The organism is Psychrobacter sp. M4, from assembly GCF_055699795.1.
Genome location: NZ_CM146740.1, coordinates 1046954 through 1063501, shown reverse-complemented (window position 1 = coordinate 1063501; position 16548 = coordinate 1046954). Strand labels below are relative to the sequence as shown.

Sequence of the window (16548 nt, the reverse complement as noted above, 5' to 3'; positions counted from 1 at the left end):
AAATATATCTATACTACTGAGCCTGATAAGAGACTTTAACGCCTAAGACATAACCATCATTACTCTCAAAGTCGCTGACGATATTTTGAGTCGGTGTTTTGCCTTTAGCATCACCGAACCACAAGTATTTACCGCCTGCTGATACAGCCCAATTTTCAGTAACGTTATACTTGGCACCAAGACCAGCACTATAGTAGCCTTCGATAGGACCTAGCGAAGTTACTGGATTACCTGCCCCGCTATCCCAGCCGATATTGCCACTGACTGCTAGCGCTGGCGCTAGACGTTTGGCAAGTCCTAGCTCAACCATCCATTGATCATCATCGTAGCTGACTAGAGGTAAACCTTCTGGACGGTAGGCAGGATTAATGGTACTGACTTCATTATATAGTGAAGGTACAATGGCAAAATCGCTCCACGGTACCCAGCGAACTTTAGCTGTTGCTAGTGTGGTTGGATTAATACCCGTCTGAAAGTCAAAGTTCACTGATTCAGGAGTGGTAATATTAATGGTGTCTCCTCTATTGCTTGACAATGCTCCTGCAGAAGCAGCAGAGGCAAGAGGATAACTCTCAAAAGCTTTGGCTTCGTGTTCAATCTCGGAGCGATAAGTTAATGCTGCTTTTAGGGCTATCTCAGGCTTGCTATAAGAGATGCCAGCCAGCCAGCCATAATCTTGATCGGCACTGATATTAGTCGTATAACCCGTCGCTGTACTATAAGCTGAGCCTCGTAGTTTGACATCAGCTCGTACCTGCTGAGCAACTGGCCCACCATAGACTTGAAACTCTTTATTAGCGCCAAATTTCGCGCCAAGAATTCCGGTAATACTTTCAGTACGTACCTCAACTTGGGTAGCCTCGCCTGCCCTATTGGCTAGATTTTGTGCCGCTTGCAATCCAATAAGCTGCGTTTGTGCTTGCTGAAGCTGTTCTGGTGAAAGACCGCCTGGGTTTCCTGGGGTAAGTGCTCCTTGTAATCCTTGTATATTTTGATCAACTAAATCTGCAGTAAGATTAGGATTACCAGTGAAATTCTTTACAATAGCGTCAGCATCACTGTTGGTAATAAAGTTATTCTGACCACTATAGTCAGCGGCAGCTCCAAACGGCTCATCGTATAAGATACCAACACTAAAAGTATCGTTGATATCAGCTTTCACTCCATAACGAAAAAAGTCATAAGGCTCTGCAATATCATCGATATCATTACCTGACGCATCCTTGCCAGTGACATCACCGTTAATATAAGTGTAGACAGCTTCGGTATATAAACCATCTTGCAAAAATGCGGTAATGTCCTGACCAGAGCGATCAAGGCCAGCTGCATTAGCGAAGTTAGCTATAGATAAAGCAGCGACGGCTACCGTAAGTGTTTTTAATCGAAAAGCCAGACCCATTATGTATCTCCAAACATCCTCATTGTTATACTACCCTTACTATAATGACTTTAAAGGCAATACATTAGGTAGAAGATGTTAATGACTTTTAAATACTAAAACAACTACAAATATACAATATTTCTATTTATTGACTATTTGGTCACATAATGTTAAATATATTTTTTTATGAATATATGAGTCTCGCATCCTAATCTAGGATATCTCTCCAATTTAGTACCAACCCTATATCATTCATGCAGTTATAGCTCAGTAATGCGGTGGCCTATCCGCTATGACATCAAAAGGTGCAATAGACTCTTCTGGACTTTGATTCTCTACCTGTTTGTAGACAAGCTGTAATTGACGCTGTAACGTTTGAATGTGGGCATCTTGACGAGTAATTACTTGATTAAGCTGCTCTACTGTCATCTCTAAATGCGCCATACTCATTTGTAGCTCAATCATCTGGTCTTGCAGTTCAGATAGTGCTGCTGGTATCTGATCTTGAGACCGCTTTTGCTCTGATATAGATAGGTTCATAATTTTCATTACTCTTACTATAGTCGTGTGAGGGCATGTTATACTGCTGCCTATTTTGCAACAGCCCTTATCTCACTATTATATAAGCTTAAGATACTCTATGGCACTGATACATCTAAAAGATATTCACCTCGCTTTTGGCGTCGCCCCTGTCCTTGATGGCATTGATTTTTCTATTGAAGCTGGCGAGCGCGTTTGTTTAATCGGCCGTAACGGCGAAGGTAAATCTACTTTATTCAAACTGGTTAATGGCTCACTACAACCTGACAGTGGTGAAGTTATCATCAATGGCAGCACAAGCGTGGCTATGCTGGAGCAAGATGTTCCTGAAACCAGTGGTAAAATATTAGACATCGTTATGGGCGGTAGCCGCCGTACCGCTGATCTTTTAATCAGTTACAACCAACAAACCGATCTATGCGCAGATGGCGATATGGCTGCCTGCGAGCGTATGGCCACGCTACAGCATGATATCGATGCAGTACATGGCTGGGATTTGGAGCGTGAGGCTAGGCGTCTTATTACCACTATGGGACTTGATCCTGAGGATGATTTATCCTCATTGTCTGGCGGCCGTAAGCGGCGGGTGTTGCTCGCGCGCGCTTTGGTTACCCAGCCTGATGTACTCCTACTTGATGAGCCTACCAACCATTTGGATGTCGATAGTATCGAGTGGCTTGAGCGTTTCTTATTGGATTGGCAAGGATTGACTTTGTTATTTGTGACCCATGATAGAGCCTTTGTCGATAAGCTGGCGACTCGTATTGTCGAGCTTGATCGCGGTAAGCTCTCAAGTTATGACGTGACTCAAGGCGCTAAAGGCTACGCGCGCTATCAAGAACTAAAAGAGCAGCAGTTGATAGCTGAGGAGAAGAACAACGCTAACTTCGATAAAAAGCTAGCACAAGAGGAAGTTTGGATTCGCCAAGGGATCAAAGCTCGCCGTACCCGTAACGAGGGCCGTGTTCGTGAGCTAAAGGCTTTACGTGAAGAGCGTAGCGCACGCCGCGAACAAGTCGGTAACGTCAACATTACTATGGGCGAAGGTGAGAAAAGCGGCAAACTGGTCTGTAAAGTCAAAAACCTACATCTTGAATATGATGGTAACGTACTGGTCGATAATTTTAGTACTACGATTATGCGCGGTGATAAGATTGGTATTATTGGTCCCAATGGCGCGGGTAAAACCACCCTTATTAAAGCTTTATTTGATATGTCAGATGACGAAGTTATCAAAACTGGCAGCGTAACTTTGGGTACCAATCTACAAGTTGCCTTTTTTGATCAGCTGCGTGATCAGTTGGATCTTGAAGCGACCGTAGCTCAAAATGTCTCTGAGGGCTCAGACTTCATCGAAGTTGGTGGCCGCAAAACACACATTATGAGCTATCTGCAGGACTTTTTATTCGCTCCAGAGCGCGCACGTACACCGGTTAAAGCATTATCAGGTGGGGAACGTAACCGCGTATTACTTGCCAAGCAATTATTAAAACCTGCCAACATCCTTGTCCTCGATGAGCCCACTAACGATTTGGACATGGCAACGCTTGAATTGCTAGAAGAATCAGTCAGTAGTTTCAATGGGACAATACTACTTATCAGCCATGATCGCTCCTTTATGGACAATGTGGTTACCTCGACGTGGGTATTTGATACCGATGAAGACGGCAAAGGGGTCGTTAAGGAATATGTCGGCGGTTATCAAGAGTACCTAGTACAAAAAAATCGATCACAAGCGGCCAAAACTGCTACCAGTGCCACTAGCAAAAAACCTGTTAACAAATCAGCAGCATCAATAAAGACTAATAAAACTACCAAAAAGCTTAATTTTAATGAGCAGCGCGAACTTGATAATTTGCCAAAAGAGATTGAAGCGCTTGAAGCCGAACAGGCTCAATTGCAAAATAAGCTGGCGGATGGTTCCTGGTTTATTGAAGATTTTGATGCGGCGACGATAGCAAGTGAGCGTTTGCTTACCATTGAAAACGAGATGATGGCCAAGCTTGAGCGCTGGGAGGCGCTTGAGAGTGAGTGATCGGCTTACTCTCAATTATTTACCACCCATTTGTGTTGAGGTTTACAAAAGCTCTCAACTTTTAATAACTGTTTAAAAGAATGGTAAATGTTAGCGCAAACTTATGGAAAGTTGATGAACATTGCCTTGATTTCGAGTATCATTCCTTATATTTATAAAACCTTATTGAGTTTGAGGGAATTGTTACCAAATAGTAATGTAATTCTCTATTTATTTACTAGATGTAGGTTATGAGCTCACTATAAATATTTTCATCATATTCAATAGCAGAATACACCCTGCTAAGGTCGTTTTATTTTGCCAGTGCAATTTATTTTATGACTGAAATAGCTTAGAATAGTAACAATTAGCAAAATTAGGCACAGCCAACCTGGCTTACATATTATAATATGAAATCTCTAAGCCATAACCCAGTGTGGGATAATCCCATTTCATTCACCTGGAGGAAGTATTAATGAGCCAAGCCGAAGGCGTTAATGTACAGCGACGTAGAGTTCTAATAGCCTCAACTGCAGCAATTGGTGCAGCTGGGGTAGCGGCTGTAGCGACACCTTTTGTCCGCTCTTGGACACCAAGCGCCAAAGCAGAAGCTGCAGGGGCCGCGGTTACCCAAGATATCGGTTCTATTGAAGAAGGACAAATGATTGTTGTCAAGTATCGTGGTAAACCCATTTTTGTTGTAAAACGTACAGAAAATATGCTTGAGACCTTGGATGAAGTCAGACCACTATTAGCTGACCCCGATTCTAGCGAATCAATTCAACCTGAGTATTGTGTCAATCCAGAGCGCTCTTTGGAACCTGGCTTATTAGTAGTAGAAGGCGTATGCACACACTTAGGCTGTGCACCAAACTATCGTCCAGATGTGGGCGCTGCTGACTTAGGCGGCAACAGCTGGTATGGTGGGTTTTTCTGCCCTTGCCACGGATCTAAATACGATTTATCGGGACGCGTCTATAGTGGCGTTCCTGCACCGAATAACTTACCCATCCCAGAGTACAGTATGGATGGTACTATCTTGACGGTTGGGGAGGCTTAATATGAGTATGGGCAAAAAGATCATGCACTGGGTGGACGCGCGTTTTCCAGCGACTGAAACCTACGAATACCACATGTCCAAATACTATGCACCAAAAAACTTCAATTTTTGGTATTTTTTTGGCGTGTTGTCAATGATAGTGTTGGTGAACCAGCTGGTTACCGGTATTTGGCTTACTATGATGTATAATCCAAGTGCCGAAGGTGCATTTGCTTCTGTTGAATATATCATGCGTGACGTTAAAGGTGGCTGGCTTATCCGTTATATGCACTCCACCGGCGCATCAGCATTTTTCGTAGTGGTATATTTGCATATGTTTAGAGCGCTATTATACGGCTCATACCAAAAACCACGTGAGCTTATCTGGCTCATCGGTATGGGTATTTATTTAGCACTCATGGCAGAAGGCTTCTTTGGGTATCTACTACCTTGGGGTAACATGTCATTTTGGGGTGCACAGGTTATTCTAAACTTACCTGCAGCACTGCCAATTATTGGTGATGGTCTTGCAGAGTGGGTTCGCGGTGATTATATTATCTCAGGCATTACCCTAAACCGCTTCTTTGCGCTACATGTAGTGGCTATTCCGCTAGTATTAGTAGGTTTAGTATTTATGCATTTAGTCGCCCTGCATCACGTGGGTTCAAACAACCCTGATGGTATCGACATCAAAAAGCTCAAAGATAAGAATGGCGTACCACTTGATGGCATTGAATTCCATCCTTACTATACCGTGCACGATTTGGTTGGTATTGTGGTGTTCTTTATTTTATTTGCAGCAGTAATATTCTTTTTCCCAGAAGGCGGCGGTTATTTCCTTGAGCCACCAAACTTTGAAGCTGCTAACTCATTAAAAACGCCTGAGCATATTGCGCCAGTATGGTACTACACACCATTCTATGCCATCTTACGTGCGGTTCCAAACAAGCTTGGCGGGGTTATCGCTATGGGCGGTGCTATCGCAGTGCTGTTCTTAATCCCTTGGCTCGATAGATCTCCGGTACGTTCAATGCGTTATAAAGGCATTCTATCGAAAATCGCTCTAACTGTGTTTGCGATTAGTTTTGTAGTGTTAGGCTACTTAGGAGCAACACCTGCGACGCCAACAGCGACGATAATGGCGCGTATATTCACTATCTTATATTTCTTATTCTTCTTATTGATGCCCATTTACACTGCTATTGAGAAGTGTAAACAGCCACCAGAACGCGTTACCGGAGGTCACTAATGAACACGCTAACAAAATCCCTAACTGGTTTAGGCTTAGGCGCGGCATTAACCTTGACTGCTGGTACTGCAATGGCTTCAAGTAGTGGCTGTGGTACCTTTGTCAATGCTGAAGGTGTAGAAGAGCATCTAGCCTGTAGTGAAGCCCCTATTGATTTTACTAATAAGGGTTCACTACAAAACGGCGCAAAAATGTTTATGAACTACTGCGCGGGTTGTCACTCAGCCAAATATGTTCGTCACTCTCGTATCGCTAAAGATCTAGAGATACCGCCTGAGCTGGTTGAAAAATATTTGATGGTGACTACTGACCAGATCGGTGATCACATTGATGCTGAGATTGACCCTGAGATTCAAGCGTCATGGTTTGGTGCAGCGCCTCCTGACTTATCACTTGAGACTAGGCTACGCGGTGATGACTGGGTTTATACTTATCTTTTATCGTTCTACGAGGATCCTAGTCGACCATGGGGCGCCAATAACTTAGTGCTAGCAAATGCTGCTATGCCGCATGTACTACACAATTTACAAGAAAGCGTCAGCCAAGAAGAGTTTGAAACCGAGGTTGGCGACTTGGTTAACTTTATGGCGTGGATGGGCGAACCTGTACGCCGCGATCGTCAAGTTATCGGTTTCTTTGTCATATTGTTTTTGCTAATCCTACTTATTCCTGTTTACTTACTTAATAAAGAGTTTTGGAAAGATGTTAAGTAATTAGTTGGCTTATAGCTAAGTTGTAAATTGAGCACTACTTCGGTAGTGCTTTTTTATGACAAAAGCGAGCTTATTTCAAGATCAATATTCGTATTCATCATTTGTCATTCATACATAGATTACGCTTACTCTCTTGATAAACGAGGCTACTTTGTTTACGATGACCTTCTTACTCATTGACTTTAGGCTTTCATGATAGATGCAAGTGACATTCCAAGTAGCCAGCTGATTTTGTATGCTGATAACGGCTACGACAGTCATGTGGTACGCTTATTACTTGAAGAAAAAAGGTTGGCTTATTATTTGTCACGCTTGCATTCAGAGCGTCCAGAAGATTTGACCGAGCTTAATCCTTATCACACTTTACCTGTGCTACAGCAGCGCGAGATTGCGCTATATGAAATCAATGTCATTTTTGAGTATTTAGAAGAGCGTTATCATACCAATAAACTACTGCCTGATACGCCACAAGAGCGCGCGCAGTTTCGACAACTGGCATGGCGAATTCAACATGATTGGCTATTGCTCGGTAAACGTTTACTTATGCATCCTGATAGCTTTAACAAAACCGAAGCTGCTCTAGCTAAGAAACAGCTGACCGACTCTTTAATTACCTTGTCGCCGTTATTTGCCCATAAACCTTATTTTATGGCTGATAATTTTGGCTGGTGTGATGTATTACTTGCCCCATTATTATGGCGTTTGGAAGAGATGGATATTGTTTTGCCACGTGCAATCAGTCGTCCATTACTAAACTATCAAACCCGAGTATTTGAGCGTGATAGCTTTCAAAGAAGTGTTAAATAGTCTGCTACAATTTATTTATGGTTGAGTACAGCACTGCTTCCATTTTAGTATAGGAAATTATAAGATGAGTGAAATCCCTTCTATTACACCCACCCGCCCTTATATGGTTCGCGCTATTTATCAATGGATAGAAGACAATGCGCTTACGCCGTATCTTATGGTTGACGCCACGGCTAAGAATGTACAAATCCCGGTTGAGCATGTCCAAGACGGCCGCATCGTACTTAACATTGCTAGTCGTGCTACTGGTAACATGAGCATGGAAAACGATTACATACATTTTAGCGCCCGTTTTGGCGGGGTTTCGCAAGAGATCTGGGTACCACTGCAGGCAGTGCTAGGTATATATGCTAAAGAAAATTCACAAGGGATGTTCTTTGATCCTAATGAATATGATGATTACGAGCCAGAAGAAACTTCTACTAAACAAGACAAGACTAATTCTGAATCAAAACCTAAACGCGATAATAAAGCGGGTTTAAAAGTCTTGAAATAACGAGCTGACTTTTTGATGTCTTAAGCTGTCTTAAAAAGTAACCATAAAAAAGCTGACCGTATTCGATATGGTCAGCTTTTTATTACTCTGTCAGAATTAAACGCTAACTGCTAGGTTCTGGGTAAAGTCACGCCTTGTTGACCCTGATATTTACCACCGCGATCTTTATAACTAGTTTCGCAAACATCGTCAGCGTCGCTTTGAAAGAACAGCATCTGCGCCACCCCTTCTCCAGCATAAATACGCGCGGGCAAATTAGTAGTATTACTAAACTCTAAAGTGACGTGCCCTTCCCACTCAGGCTCCAAAGGAGTGACATTAACGATAATACCGCAGCGTGCATAAGTTGATTTGCCTAAACAAATAGTCAATACATCACGCGGTATACGAAAATACTCCATAGTTCGCGCTAGCGCAAAGGAGTTGGGCGGAATAATACACTCATCTCCCACGATATCAATAAAGCTTTTTTCATCGAAGTTTTTGGGGTCCACGACCACTGAATGTACATTGGTAAATACTTTAAACTCAGGAGCACAGCGTACGTCATAGCCGTAGCTTGAAGTGCCATAACTAATCAGGCGCTCATTATTATCATTGAAGCGTACTTGACCGGCTTCAAATGGCTCAATCATCCCATGTTCTGCAGCCATTTGACGAATCCAGCGGTCAGATTTAATCGACATTATTATTCCTTAAAACAGTAAATAGTGATGATTATACGGTAGTAAAGGCTGTATTTATAGAGGACACCTTCCTCTCATTTTATAAAGTGTTTGTTTTTAAGATTATAAGGTTTTATTAATATCTTAAAAAATTCGCTTATCGTCAGTAGGCTTAGCAAATTTATCGATGTTAGTTTCAATATTCTTAGCGATACTAAGATAGTACGGCGCAAACTCGTCATCAGCTAACACGCTAGGCTCGCCTTTATCCACTTGCGCACGAATACCGCTAGCGAGTGGCAGCTGACCAAGTAGCGGCACTTGATATTGCTCAGCGATTTGCTCACCACCACCTACGCCAAAGATAGCCTCGGTATGACCACAATTACTACAAGTATGCAGCGCCATGTTCTCAACCACGCCTAGTACTGGAATATTGGTTTTATTAAACATCTCAATACCTTTTTGCGCATCCAGCAGAGCAATATGCTGGGGGGTCGTCACAATAACAGCGCCAGTAACAGGGATGCGCTGTGCCAGCGTCAGCTGAATATCACCAGTACCTGGTGGCATATCGATCACCAGATAATCAAGCTGCGGCCAATTGGTTTGGTTGTACAGTTGCATCAATGCACCTGTAGCTTTGGGTCCGCGCCAAGCGACTGGTGTGTTATCTCCATCGAGTAAGCTGCCAATAGATAACATCGCCATACCGTGCGCTTCAATTGGCACAAATTGCTCATTCTCAAGCTCAGGCTTGATCTTGGCAACACCAAGCATGGTCGGCATACTTGGCCCATAAATATCGGCATCGAGTATGCCTACACGGTTGCCAAGCTTTTGTAGCGCTAAAGCGATGTTTACAGTAGTGGTTGACTTGCCTACCCCGCCTTTACCAGACGCCACTACGATAATATGACGAATTCGTGGATGCGCGCTTAGTGAAGCTTGTGTGGGCGCAGCCTTGGCAATTGGTGGTTCAGCATCAGTCTTAGTACCACTCTTAGTACCACTATCAAGCTTCGATGCTGACTGACTCTGAGTGTCCATAGCATTAATCGTCTTTGGCATCTGTTTTGGCAAAGTTGACCCGGTGCCTTTTGCTGGCGCAGGCAGACGCACATTCATATGGATGGTTTTGATACCGTGCGGGTGCAAAAGTTGCCCAAGCTCTTGTTGGATGGTTTCAGGGTTACTATTTACAGGTAAACGTAAATCCAAAGTCAGCTGGTCGCCATCTCGTTCAAGCCCTGTCACCATAGTCACAATACTCACGTCGCCCACATGATAACCGAGCAATACTTGGTCTACAGCGCTATCACGGGCAGCTTGCTGTTTTGGTGTTTCTGGTTTATCAGTAGTTATTTTTTTTATAAAATTAAACATAGCGGCCTTTGTTTTTATATTTTATATAAGTAGGTTCGATAATAAGAAGCGACTTATAATGGGTTCATAGCAATAGTAGGGTTATTAGTGTAGCCCAATCAGGATTATAAAAAAACCATAGTACCAGTAGGCATAACCCTTATAAGTAATGCTATTTATATGCCGTTTTTTACTATAAAAACAATAGCAATACCAACCGCGGGGTTAAAACTATAACTATAGAGTTAATATCGATAAAAACTACTTTAATAAAGATCAAAGCGGCAAAAACCGTGAAGCAATAAACAAGTAAATCAGCACGCCTGAAGCATCACATACAGAAGTGATCAAAGGCGCACTCGCTGCCGCTGGATCAAAGCCCATTTTGCTTAACACAAAAGGTAAGCTCATACCGATAACACAGCCAATCATGACCACCGACATCATACTCAGCGCAAGTACCATTGAGACCACTGCATCACCACGCACATAACCTATAAGGGCGATAGCAGCGGCCATAGTAGCGCCAAGCATCAAGGCTACTAGTGCCTCTCGTCCAAGCAAAGAGAACCAATCACGCATCACCACGTCGCCTGTAGCCAGCGCCCGTACCATCAAAGTTGCTGACTGGGAGCCGGCATTACCACCGCTATCAACGAGTAAGGGTAAGAAAAACACCAACACTAGGTTGGCGGCAATCACATCCTCAAAGTTTGAGATACTAAAACCCGAGAGTAGATTACCAAAGACTAAAAATACCAACCAAAACACGCGCTTACGATACAATACTCTAAGGCTGGCATCTTTGAGTTTACCAATTGATGTTGAGACACCGCCTGACTTGTGAAAATCATCCGTGGCTTCGTCGCTTGCAACGTCCATCGCATCATCGTGAGTAACGATACCAACTAAAGCCCCATTGTCATCAATAATAGGTAGCGCAATCAAGTCGTAGCGCGCCACAGTCTTAGCGATATCTTCTTGATCGTCATTAACATTACTTGCTATCACATTGCTTAGCATGATATCGCCAATAAACTCATCTGGTGCGGCCAAAATCAACACCCTTAATGACACAACGCCCAGTAGACGACGCTCATCATTAATCACATAAGCATGATAAATGGTTTCGGCATCAGGGGCCTCTAAGCGTAAAGCTTCTAGTGCTTCTTTGACCGTCATCTCAGCGCTCAAAGTAGCATAATCTGAGGTCATAAGCGCTCCTGCGGTACGCTCTTCATAAGCAGCAAGTCTGCGAATATCTTCACGCTTTGCCTGTGCAAGCGCCGGCAGTAAAGCGTCACGCTGCACCTGCGAGAGATGCTTATAAAGGTCAGTACGTTCGTCAGCTGGCATCTCGCTTAGCAAAGCGGCCATACGATCCCGCGGCAGCATACGTGCCATGGCTACTTGAATATCCTCCGACAAATAGGCAAATACAGTAGCTCGATTAGGCAGAAGCTCTAATAATAGCGATCCCAACGTTGGCGTTATCAGTGCTAGTGTATCAGCAATATCAATAGGACGTAGATCTTCAACTTGCTGGATTGCCCGCTCAAACTGCCCACTTTCAATAGCATGCGTTAAGCTTATAGCAAGAGCTTGATGATTCATTATTTTACTCCAAGCTGTCAAAACGTAATGGCAAATAGTTATAAAAATGACAGTCATTAAAAAAGAGCCAATAATAATGGCTCTCAATCCACGTCGCATTCTATCATGACCTTGATAAAACATCTTATAAGCTTACGTTGAATCAGCGGCCTATGGTTGAATATCAAACACACCCTATATCTAATTCCTTTCTTATAGCTTATTTTGTCCTACCTTTAATCGATTAACTGTTAAAATAAACCCCTTGATTGCTTAAGATATGCTATCACTAAACTTGTAAGCTCTTAGCTTAGTAATCACTAGTCTAGTTGCGGCGTTGCACGTTTTATAATAGCTTCACAGTCCACTCCACGCGGCAGATTGCCATAGACCAGTCCGCTACTTTGGGACGTGAGCCGTGAAGCACAAAACCCATCAGCAACCGCCGGATTACCAAATCGTACCAGCAAAGAGCCTTGCAGCGCGAGCGCCATTTTTTCAACGATACTGCGCGCGCGGTATTCGATATCGCTGGTATCTACAAGCTCGCGGCTCAATTGCTTGACATACTGATCTAAGCGTTTATCAGCGCCTGACGCTGCTTGCACTTCGCTCATTAATGTCTCAACTGATCCTGAATGGCGACTCATAGCCCGCAGCATATCCAAACACTGTACGTTACCACTGCCCTCCCAAATGGAGTTGACCGGCGACTCCCGAAATAGCCTTGGCATGATGCTATCTTCCATCACGCCGCTACCACCAATACACTCCATCGCCTCATAGGCATGTTCAGGCGCGCGTTTGCAAATCCAGTATTTGCCCACTGCGGTGCCCATACGTACCATTAGCTGTTCACTTTCACTGTTCGCGCTACGATCCATTGCGCCAGCAATACGCATGGTCAGCGCCAGTGCCGCTTCATGCTCAATCACCAAATCGGCCAATACATTTTGCATCAACGGTTGCTGCGATAATAGCTTACCAAAAGCGGATCGGTGCGCGCAGTGATGAGTAATCTGCGCTACCGCTTGGCGCATGCCTGCTGCTGAGCCAATCATACAATCGATACGTGTCATCGATACCATCTTGATAATTGTTGCTACCCCACGTCCCTCCTCGCCTACCATAATGGCATAAGCGCCGCGCAGCTCGGTCTCACAAGAGGCATTAGCAACATTGCCCATCTTATTTTTGAGACGCTGAATTTGCATAGGATTTTTGCTGCCATCAGGTCGCCAGCGCGGCATGAAAAAGCAGGACAGACCGCCCTCAGACTGCGCTAATACCAAAAAAGCATCGCTCATCGGTGCTGAGACAAAGTATTTGTGCCCAACCAGCTCGTACGCCTGACCAGAGCCGCTATTACCAATAGGATAAGCACGCAAAGTATTAGCGCGCACGTCTGAGCCACCCTGTTTTTCGGTCATTGCCATACCAATCGTGATCGCAGGCTTTTGCTCTAAGGGTACATTGCGATAATCATAATCATAGGCAAGTATTTTTGGCCGTAGCTGTTCTGAGAGCTCAGACTGCTCAAGTAATGCCGGAACCGCCGCTGAGGTCATAGTAATGGGACAGCAATGCGCCGCTTCGACCTGACTTTGCATATAAAACTTAGCCGCGCGTGCCACTTGCGCGCCAGCTTTAGGCTCAAGCCAGTGTGAGGCATGGAGCCCATGCTCTAAAGAGAACTGCATGAGCTGATGATAGGCGGGATGAAAGCGGACTTCATCGATTCGGTTGCCGTACTTGTCGTGGGTATACAAGATAGGCTTATTTTCATTGGCCTGAAAACCAAGCTCAATCATCTCACGTGAGCCGGTCAGCTGACCAAATGCTTCAAGCACTTTATTAGCCCAGCCCGCTTGATTTTGCGCGCTAGTTTCGATTAAGGCTTTATCTTGTAGGTAAAGGTTATAATTCTCTAGGGGCGGCGGCTGATTATGAACCGTGTGTGTCTCTGCTAAAAAACGCTCAGAGGTTATTTGCGAGGTCATCAAATCCATGAAAAAGTCTCCTTGAGTCTGCCCACGCTAGCAAAAAGCTGGCGAACAGAGTGACAAAATTTATTAAGCCCACTTAAAGATAACTTACAGCTGACTTATAGTAAGCGCTACTATTGTTTCTGTTATAGCACTGCCTATATACCCTGTCAATGAACGCACAAGGCACATTTTATCTACTCAAGGAAACTTTTTTATACGTAGGAAACTATTAGCTTATTCATAAATTTACAGCAATAGATTGCCGCTTAAAGCTATTAATTGACAACTTTAATTCATAAACCAGCCATGGCTAGCTACGATAGACTGGCCAGTAAACACATTGGTTGGGAATGCAGCTAAAAATAATGCCAACTGCGCAATATCATCAATGGTGGTAAATTCTTTGTCTACCGTGTTTACCAGCATAATGTCGTTGATCACTTCCTCTTCACTAATACCTTTTTCGGCCGCTTGCTCAGGGATTTGCTTTTCAACTAAAGGTGTCTTTACAAACCCTGGACAGATGACATGCGAGCGTACATTATGCTCAGCACCTTCTTTTGCCAATACTCGGCATAGACCTAAAAGACCGTGTTTTGCTGTCACATAAGGCGCTTTGTACTGCGATGCTTCATGCGAATGCACTGAACCCATATAAATAACCGTGCCGCCTTTATCGCCTTTATACATGTGCTGCACAGCAGCTTTGGTCGTTAGAAACGCCCCATCTAAGTGAATAGCAAGCATCTTTTTCCAATCATCAAATGCCATTTTTTCAATCGGATTGATAATTTGAATACCCGCATTAGAGACTAAAATATCAATACCGCCAAAGCTGTCTACTAGCTTTTGTACTCCGGTGTTTACTGCCTCCTCTGAGGTAACATCCATCTCGATAGCTAAAGCTTGTCCGCCTGCCGCTTTGATCTCATCAACGGTTTGCTGCGCGGCCTCAAGGTTAATATCAGCAATACCGACAGCAGCACCTGCTTTGGCGTAAGTTTCAGCAATGTCACGACCAATGCCGCTAGCAGAACCTGTCACTAGCGCCACTTTACCGCTTAAGTCATGTTGTAATTCGGTTGCCATACATTGATCCTTTATTTATTAAGTAAGTTTGCTAAATCCTATTATACGAAGGCACGATTTATTGAATAATACTAACAGGTGTCTTTTCTTGTAGCTCATCAAAGCTTATGCCGTCTGCAAGTTCAACCAGTTTTAGTCCCTTATCAGTGACATCAAGCACAGCAAGCTCAGTAATAATACGATTCACCACCCGTTTGCCTGTTAAAGGCAGTTGGCACTCAGCCAAAATTTTTGGATCACCATGCTTATTCACCTGCTCCATAAGGACGATAACGCGCTGTACGCCTGCGACCAAATCCATAGCCCCGCCCATACCTTTAACCATTTTTTTTGGAATCATCCAGTTGGCGAGATCACCATTCTCTGAGACTTCCATAGCGCCCAATATTGCAAGATTCACATGACCGCCACGAATCATTGCAAAGGATTCTGAGCTACCAAAATAACTGGCTCCTGGCGCTGCGGTAACGGTTTGCTTGCCAGCATTAATCAGATCAGCGTCAACATTATCTTCGGTTGGAAACTCGCCAATACCCAATAAACCGTTTTCTGACTGTAGCCAAACGTCCATACCCTCAGGGATATAGTTAGCTACTAAAGTGGGCAGGCCAATACCTAAATTAACGTAGTAACCATCTTGCAGCTCTTGCGCTGCACGCTGCGCCATCTGTTCTCTGTTCCATGTCATATCGTTATCCTTATCTTTTAAGTTGCTTTATTATTTATGACTAAATACTTTATAGATCACTCGTTTAAGCATTCTCAGTTGCTTTAGTAGTAATCTTTTCGATACGCTTTTCAGGATTGCTATTTAATACAATGCGCTGTACATATATCCCAGGCAGATGAATCTCATTAGGATCAAGCGCGCCAGTTTCTACAATCTCTTCGACCTCAGCAATAGTGATCTTGCCAGCCGTCGCGCAGTCTGGATTAAAGTTGCGTGCGGTTTTGTTAAAGATAAGATTACCCGCTTTATCAGCTTTTTGTGCTTTGATAAGCGAGACATCAGCTGTCAGTGAGTGCTCAAGAATATAGGTGCGTCCCTCAAAATCGCGAGTTTCTTTACCTTCAGCCACTAACGTGCCAACACCAGTCGCGGTATAAAAAGCGGGGATACCTGCGCCGCCGGCTCGTAGTTTTTCAGCCAGTGTTCCTTGCGGAGTTAGCTCCACTTCAAGCTCTCCTGCCAAATATTGGCGCTCAAATTCTTTATTTTCGCCCACATAAGAGGAGATCATTTTTTTAATTTGCCGCGTTTGTAATAATAACCCTAGCCCAAAATCATCAACGCCAGCATTATTACTGATACAAGTTAAGTCTTTGACTCCGCTATCACGTAGCGCCTCGATTAACGCCTCAGGTATGCCGCACAGTCCAAAACCACCGATGGCAAGCGTTTGTCCATCGCTAATAGTCCCTTCTAACGCTTCCTTGGCACTGCTATATACTTTTGATTGACTCATATTGATCTCCTTTCATTATTTTTTATTACTATTTAATCAGCTGCTTATATTATTCATCTATACCGCTATTTACACTATTACATACTTTTAACTCAATAATATTGAATGCTGTACTTAAACCGCCGTCTACTTTATGTTTGATA

Annotated in this window: 15 protein-coding genes; 6 read left to right on the top strand and 9 right to left on the bottom strand. The window is 43.7% G+C overall.

Annotation, left to right across the window (positions count from 1 at the left end):
* Positions 1 to 13: 13 nt before the first annotated feature.
* Both ACR63N_RS04545 and ACR63N_RS04540 read right to left on the bottom strand, forming a co-directional pair.
* Positions 14 to 1399 (bottom strand): outer membrane protein transport protein, encoded by a 1386-nt coding sequence (locus tag ACR63N_RS04545; RefSeq protein ID WP_367103630.1) that lies wholly within the window; start codon positions 1397 to 1399, stop codon positions 14 to 16.
* 249 nt (positions 1400 to 1648) lie between these two features.
* Positions 1649 to 1921: a SlyX family protein gene (locus tag ACR63N_RS04540; RefSeq protein ID WP_367103631.1), complete on the bottom strand. Its 273-nt coding sequence runs from the start codon at positions 1919 to 1921 to the stop codon at positions 1649 to 1651.
* Between the two features lie 100 nt (positions 1922 to 2021).
* On the opposite strand from ACR63N_RS04540, the gene ACR63N_RS04535 reads away from it, so the two are divergent.
* The 6 genes from ACR63N_RS04535 to ACR63N_RS04510 all read left to right on the top strand — a co-directional run bounded on the left by ACR63N_RS04535 (position 2022) and on the right by ACR63N_RS04510 (position 8239).
* On the top strand, positions 2022 to 3956 hold the full coding sequence (locus ACR63N_RS04535) for an ATP-binding cassette domain-containing protein (RefSeq protein WP_367109927.1): 1935 nt from the start codon (positions 2022 to 2024) through the stop codon (positions 3954 to 3956).
* Positions 3957 to 4410: 454 nt separating this feature from the next.
* Positions 4411 to 4995, top strand: a complete 585-nt coding sequence (gene petA / locus ACR63N_RS04530; protein WP_367106192.1) for a ubiquinol-cytochrome c reductase iron-sulfur subunit — start codon at positions 4411 to 4413, stop codon at positions 4993 to 4995.
* 22 nt (positions 4996 to 5017) lie between these two features.
* Positions 5018 to 6223 (top strand): cytochrome b, encoded by a 1206-nt coding sequence (locus ACR63N_RS04525; protein WP_367103805.1) that lies wholly within the window; start codon positions 5018 to 5020, stop codon positions 6221 to 6223.
* The gene (locus ACR63N_RS04520; protein WP_367103634.1) at positions 6223 to 6936 is read left to right on the top strand and encodes a cytochrome c1; all 714 of its coding nucleotides are present in this window, start codon (positions 6223 to 6225) and stop codon (positions 6934 to 6936) included. The genes ACR63N_RS04525 and ACR63N_RS04520 overlap by 1 nt, the downstream gene beginning before the upstream one ends.
* A 192-nt stretch (positions 6937 to 7128) precedes the next feature.
* Positions 7129 to 7743 (top strand): glutathione S-transferase N-terminal domain-containing protein, encoded by a 615-nt coding sequence (locus tag ACR63N_RS04515; protein WP_367103635.1) that lies wholly within the window; start codon positions 7129 to 7131, stop codon positions 7741 to 7743.
* A gap of 64 nt (positions 7744 to 7807) precedes the next feature.
* Positions 7808 to 8239, top strand: coding sequence for a ClpXP protease specificity-enhancing factor (locus ACR63N_RS04510; protein ID WP_367103636.1), 432 nt, complete (start codon positions 7808 to 7810; stop codon positions 8237 to 8239).
* Between the two features lie 110 nt (positions 8240 to 8349).
* Here ACR63N_RS04510 and dcd read toward each other — a convergent pair whose 3' ends face one another.
* The 7 genes from dcd to ACR63N_RS04475 all read right to left on the bottom strand — a co-directional run bounded on the left by dcd (position 8350) and on the right by ACR63N_RS04475 (position 16405).
* Entirely contained in the window at positions 8350 to 8925 is a 576-nt protein-coding gene (gene dcd, locus ACR63N_RS04505) for a dCTP deaminase (RefSeq protein WP_367103637.1), read from the bottom strand.
* A 123-nt stretch (positions 8926 to 9048) separates the two neighbouring features.
* Complete coding sequence (apbC, locus tag ACR63N_RS04500) at positions 9049 to 10290, bottom strand: iron-sulfur cluster carrier protein ApbC (RefSeq protein WP_367107200.1); 1242 nt, start codon at positions 10288 to 10290, stop codon at positions 9049 to 9051.
* A gap of 255 nt (positions 10291 to 10545) precedes the next feature.
* Positions 10546 to 11883, bottom strand: a complete 1338-nt coding sequence (gene mgtE, locus ACR63N_RS04495; protein ID WP_367107199.1) for a magnesium transporter — start codon at positions 11881 to 11883, stop codon at positions 10546 to 10548.
* A gap of 299 nt (positions 11884 to 12182) precedes the next feature.
* Positions 12183 to 13871: an acyl-CoA dehydrogenase family protein gene (locus ACR63N_RS04490; protein ID WP_367107198.1), complete on the bottom strand. Its 1689-nt coding sequence runs from the start codon at positions 13869 to 13871 to the stop codon at positions 12183 to 12185.
* 267 nt (positions 13872 to 14138) lie between these two features.
* Positions 14139 to 14939, bottom strand: a complete 801-nt coding sequence (locus ACR63N_RS04485) for a 3-hydroxybutyrate dehydrogenase (RefSeq protein WP_367107197.1) — start codon at positions 14937 to 14939, stop codon at positions 14139 to 14141.
* A gap of 58 nt (positions 14940 to 14997) precedes the next feature.
* Positions 14998 to 15627 (bottom strand): CoA transferase subunit B, encoded by a 630-nt coding sequence (locus ACR63N_RS04480; protein ID WP_367107196.1) that lies wholly within the window; start codon positions 15625 to 15627, stop codon positions 14998 to 15000.
* Positions 15628 to 15691: 64 nt separating this feature from the next.
* Positions 15692 to 16405: a CoA transferase subunit A gene (locus tag ACR63N_RS04475; RefSeq protein WP_367107195.1), complete on the bottom strand. Its 714-nt coding sequence runs from the start codon at positions 16403 to 16405 to the stop codon at positions 15692 to 15694.
* Positions 16406 to 16548: the final 143 nt, after the last annotated feature.

Coding starts and splice junctions, on each gene's coding strand:
- ACR63N_RS04545 (WP_367103630.1), bottom strand. CDS start 1,399: ATGGGTCTGGCTTTTCGATTAAAAACACTTACGGTAGCCGTCGCTGCT.
- petA (WP_367106192.1), top strand. CDS start 4,411: ATGAGCCAAGCCGAAGGCGTTAATGTACAGCGACGTAGAGTTCTAATA.
- apbC (WP_367107200.1), bottom strand. CDS start 10,290: ATGTTTAATTTTATAAAAAAAATAACTACTGATAAACCAGAAACACCA.
- ACR63N_RS04475 (WP_367107195.1), bottom strand. CDS start 16,405: ATGAGTCAATCAAAAGTATATAGCAGTGCCAAGGAAGCGTTAGAAGGG.
- ACR63N_RS04525 (WP_367103805.1), top strand. CDS start 5,018: ATGCACTGGGTGGACGCGCGTTTTCCAGCGACTGAAACCTACGAATAC.
- mgtE (WP_367107199.1), bottom strand. CDS start 11,883: ATGAATCATCAAGCTCTTGCTATAAGCTTAACGCATGCTATTGAAAGT.
- dcd (WP_367103637.1), bottom strand. CDS start 8,925: ATGTCGATTAAATCTGACCGCTGGATTCGTCAAATGGCTGCAGAACAT.
- ACR63N_RS04515 (WP_367103635.1), top strand. CDS start 7,129: ATGATAGATGCAAGTGACATTCCAAGTAGCCAGCTGATTTTGTATGCT.
- ACR63N_RS04480 (WP_367107196.1), bottom strand. CDS start 15,627: ATGACATGGAACAGAGAACAGATGGCGCAGCGTGCAGCGCAAGAGCTG.
- ACR63N_RS04490 (WP_367107198.1), bottom strand. CDS start 13,871: ATGGATTTGATGACCTCGCAAATAACCTCTGAGCGTTTTTTAGCAGAG.
- ACR63N_RS04540 (WP_367103631.1), bottom strand. CDS start 1,921: ATGAACCTATCTATATCAGAGCAAAAGCGGTCTCAAGATCAGATACCA.
- ACR63N_RS04510 (WP_367103636.1), top strand. CDS start 7,808: ATGAGTGAAATCCCTTCTATTACACCCACCCGCCCTTATATGGTTCGC.
- ACR63N_RS04535 (WP_367109927.1), top strand. CDS start 2,022: ATGGCACTGATACATCTAAAAGATATTCACCTCGCTTTTGGCGTCGCC.
- ACR63N_RS04485 (WP_367107197.1), bottom strand. CDS start 14,939: ATGGCAACCGAATTACAACATGACTTAAGCGGTAAAGTGGCGCTAGTG.
- ACR63N_RS04520 (WP_367103634.1), top strand. CDS start 6,223: ATGAACACGCTAACAAAATCCCTAACTGGTTTAGGCTTAGGCGCGGCA.